Consider the following 4,528-nt stretch of genomic DNA (forward strand, 5'->3'; position numbering starts at 1 on the left):
CGTTTCGAGCGTCGCGCCGACATTCACGGGGCGTTCCTCAAACTCGGTTGCTGCCTGATTTGCTGGAATACCCTCCGGCGCGCCGAACAGCCTTTATGAAACCGTCTCTAAATACATCGAATTAGCATATGGCGAACGCGGCTAACCGCAGAATCGTCAGACCATGCTATATTCGCCCGCGCACGACCAGCCTGCGCCGCAACAGTCTGAGATCTCAAAGCATCGGACAGCCCTTTAAAGCGCAAAAACAACAAACGTTTTATATCGCGGACGCAATCCCCGGAATCGATAATCCGAGCGGCCTGCGCCGGGGGAAAATAATGAATCGCGTTTATCGCCTCGTCTGGAGTCCCGTTCGACGCCAGTTGCAAGTTGCGTCGGAACTCGCTTGCGCATCGCGTAGCAGCGTCAACGGTAGCGATGCAGTGCGTCGCGGGTCCGTTCGGGTTGCGCCGTCGTCCATTTCGTTGATCGCCGCGGCCGTGGGCCTAGCGGGGTTCGCATTGCCTGCATCGGCCGTCACTTGTTCCGCGACTGCCACCGCAGCGTGCAGTGCCGTGGGAGGCGCGGGCGTGCCGGCACGCACCGGTAGCGGAGGCGCAGGCAACGGCAATGGCGGCGGTGCCAGCACTTTCAATGCGGGGACCGGCGCGACGGATCTTGTCACCGGCGGCGCATCCTCCAACGGCGCAGGGGGAACGGGCGCAGCCACGCAAGAGGGTGCGGGCGGCTCGGGCGGAGCCACTGGGCTTTCGCTCTCGAGCAACACGACCGTGACAGGCTCGATATCGGGTGGCGCGGGGACGGCGGGCTCGCTGGAAACGAACTTCGCCACGGGCGGCGGCGGCGGAGGCGCGGGCTTCTACTTTTTCGGATCGAGCCTGACGGTCAACCCCGGCGGGACACTCCAGGGCGGAGCAGGCGGCGCGGGCGGCCAAGGCGCTGCGGCCGTCGTTTCCAACGGCGGCGGGGGCGGCGGGGGCGGCGCCGGCATCATGTCGACCGGCACCGGCGCGACGATCGGCAATAACGGCACGGTGCTCGGCGGCGCCGGTGGGACGGGCGGCGGCGGCGGGGCAACCGGATTCGGTGGCGGCGGCGGCGCAGGGGGCGACGGCGTGCTCGCGCTGGGCTCGAGTACGCAAATCGTCAACAGCGGCAGCATCACCGGCGGCGCCGGCGGCGCATCGGGCGTGGGAACTTCAGGAAGCCCGAACACGGCGGGCGACGGCGGCGTCGGCGTCCGCCTCGTAGGCGCGAACAGCTCCATCGTGAACACAGGGACCATCGCCGGAGGCAACAGCACCGTCGGCGCAGCCGGGGCCGGCATCGTGACGTACGGCAGTGCGACCATCAACAATGCCGGAACGATCACCGCGGGCTCCGGCGGCGGCACAAGCGCTTCGTCGATCGAGTTCGGTGGAACCGGCAACGTCCTCAACCTCCTCACGGGCTCAACGCTCAACGGGGCGATCACGCTCGATGCCGGCGCGACGGCCAACATCGCCGCGCAAAACGCTGGGCTGTCAGTGACGCCGACGGTGGCGCTGACCGACTCGGCTTCGACCGTGACCTTCGACGGCAGCACCGCCGGACTCACGGTTTCCGGCGCCGTATCGGGCGCCGGCAGTACCGCGATTATCGGCAGCAGCGGCGCGGTCGATATGACGGCCTCCAACACGTACACGGGCAGCACGACGATCTCGGGCGGAAAGCTTGCGCTCAGCGGCACCGGCAGCATTGCGACGTCGAGCGGTCTCCTCGATAACGGTCTCTTCGACATCTCGGGCACCACGAGCGGCGCGCAGATCAAAAACCTCACAGGATCGGGGACCGTCGCCCTCGGCTCACGCACCCTGACGATCACTAACGGCACCGGCACGTTTAGCGGGGCGATCGGCGGCTCGGGCGGCGTGACAATCAGCGGCGGCCAAACGACGCTGACCGGAGGCAACACGTACACCGGCGCAACGACGATCGGCAGCGGCACATTGGCGCTATCGGGCGCGGGCGATATCTCGACATCCAGCGGCGTGGTCGACAACGGCACGTTCGACATTTCGGGCACGACCAGCGGGGCTTCGATCGCCACGATTTCGGGAGCGGGCGCCGTCGCGCTCGGCAGCAAGACGCTCACCGTAACGAACGGTGCCGGCTCATTCGGCGGGTCGATCGGCGGCACGGGCGGTTTGACGGTCAGCGGCGGTACCCTCACGCTCACCTCGGCGACCGCCTATACGGGTGCCACGACGATCGACGGCGGCACGCTCGCGCTGTCGGGAGCCGGCGCGCTCTCGTCGGCAACGGCTGTCACGCTCGCGTCGTCGAATGCGACGCTCGATCTGTCGGCGGCCGGCACTCAGCAGTTCGCCAGCCTGACCGGCGCATCGGCCTCGCACGTCGTGCTCGGCGCCAACGCTTTGACCGTCGGCGATGCGACCGACACCACCTTCAGCGGAACGTTGTCCGGCCCAGGGGCGTTCGTTAAGCAAGGCACGGGCACACTGACGCTCGACGGCGTCAGCAGCGCGTTTTCCGGGACGACGACCGTCGCCGCAGGCACGTTGGAAGTCGGCGATGCCGCCAATCCCTCGGCGCTCTTGGGCGGCAATGCGCAAGTTGCGGCGAACGGGACGCTACGCGGTCACGGTACCGTGGCAGGCAACGTCGCGAATGCCGGCATAGTGGCACCGGGCGGCACGATCGGCACGCTGACGCTTGGCGGCAACTATACGCAAGCCTCCAACGGAACGCTCTCCATCGAAGTGAGCCCCACTGCCGCCTCGCAACTGCGCGTCGGCGGCGCAGCCACGCTGGACGGTACGCTCCACATCGTCTATGACCCGGGCACTTATAGCGCCCGCCGCTATGCATTGCTGACAGCCGGCAACGGCGTGAGCGGCACGTTCTCGACCGTGACGAATGCGACGCTCGCAGGCGCCGATTTATCGTCGCTGCAACAGTCGATCGCCTACGGCGCGAACGAGGTCGACCTGGCTCTGACTGCTGCGTCGAACACGAACACGGGCGGCACCGTCCCGGTCGTGATTGCGCCGCAGGACACCACCATCTTTACAGCCGAAGGCACATCGGCGCTGACCCGAGCGCAAACGACGAACTCCGCGCTGCTCGGTCGCCTGGGACGAAACGGCGAAACCGGCAGCGCAGTCATGTCGCCGGCCGGCAGTTGGGTTTCCGTGACGGGATCGAGCACCAAGATATCGGGCACCGATGGCCGCCCTGGTTTTCTTACGCACGAGTATGGCTTTCTGGCCGGTGTGGATCGCCGCGAAGGGCCCAACACGATTGGCGTTGCAGCCGGCTATTCGCACACGTCACTCGACGAATCGATGACCGGCGATTCCAGCGCCGCCGATACGCTACGTATCGCGCTCTATGGCGCGCGTTCGCTTGGACCGGTAGACCTGGCTGCAACGGTCGGCTACGGCCTCGACTTCCTTTCGCAGAAGCGGCCGTTCGGCTCGATCGGCACAGCCGAGGGCGATCACTACGGCAACGAGTTCACCGCCGCACTCCAAGCAGGCATGCCGGTCGCCGTAGGCAGCCTCACCATGACGCCGCGCCTCGGATTGCGGTATGCCTACTTCCGGGGCAATGGCTTCGGCGAGTCCGGCGCACAAGGGCAAAACTTGACCGTCGACGCGGACAACGCACGCAGCCTACAACCGTTTGTATCGCTTGCAATCGACAAGGCGTTCGGCAATGCACTCGCGCCCGTCGACGTCCAATGGCGGGTAGGCTATGCCTACGAGACGCTGAGCCACAATCGAGGCCTCGCTGTCACGTCGCAAGACGGCACGACGTTTTCCGCGCCGGGCACCGACCTTCCCCGGGCCTATTTGACGACGGGTGCGAGTGTGAGCTTTCATCCGGCGAAGTCCATGTCGGTTGCCGTGGGCGTCGATGCGTTGTTAAACGTCGGGCATGCCTCGGCTCAGTCTGCCTACGCGAGACTCGACTACCGGTTCTGACTTTGCATCAAGGCGCGATCGTGCAGCGCTGGATCCGGTCGCGCGAATGTCCGACGCCGCTTGCTTGGCCGACTGGCCGTATGCCGCCGCGAGTTCAAGGTAACGCCGCTCGATGATTTGGAACGTCTCTTCCTTCCCATGACGCATGGCCAGAAAACTCGCACGCGGCTCCAAACGCAGCCGCATTTCGAAGATGTCCTCGACGATCGCCGAGTCGAATTGCGCATGGGGCCGCCACGCACGCACACCGCGGTCCCATACCGATTATCTTCGCGATCTGCGTCGTAATATCGCCAACGACCGGTTCCCGAGTCCGGGCAGCTAGATATCCCACTCCACCAGCGCGGTTCGCGTCCATTCAGGCCCCCCGCTGCGCCATGTCACCACAGCACGTTGTGGAGTACCGGCCGCATCGGCGCCGGCCACTAGCAGGCTGTTGAAATTGGGAACGGTGTAAACGGGCTCGAAGGGCGGTGCGTTAGAGATATCGTGTTCATGATCTTGAGCAGATGAGCCGATGCGTGGAATGGACGAGA

Annotated in this window: 2 protein-coding genes and 1 pseudogene; 2 read left to right on the plus strand and 1 reads right to left on the minus strand. The window is 65.8% G+C overall.

Annotated features, from left to right (window positions below; all coding sequences use genetic code 11):
- Both ACNQQL_RS35630 and ACNQQL_RS35635 read left to right on the plus strand, forming a co-directional pair.
- Window positions 1–99, plus strand: a pseudogene (locus tag ACNQQL_RS35630) (IS5/IS1182 family transposase); the annotation flags it as partial.
- A 221-nt stretch (window positions 100–320) separates the two neighbouring features.
- Entirely contained in the window at window positions 321–3,992 is a 3,672-nt protein-coding gene (locus tag ACNQQL_RS35635) for an autotransporter domain-containing protein (protein ID WP_347069463.1), read from the plus strand.
- Window positions 3,993–4,313: 321 nt separating this feature from the next.
- Here ACNQQL_RS35635 and ACNQQL_RS35640 read toward each other — a convergent pair.
- A partial coding sequence (locus tag ACNQQL_RS35640) for a hypothetical protein (protein WP_347069456.1) occupies window positions 4,314–4,528 on the minus strand: 215 nt, incomplete at its 5' end.

Source organism: Burkholderia sp. LFS061 (assembly GCF_047978125.1).
Classification (GTDB): Bacteria; Pseudomonadota; Gammaproteobacteria; order Burkholderiales; family Burkholderiaceae; genus Burkholderia; species Burkholderia pyrrocinia_C.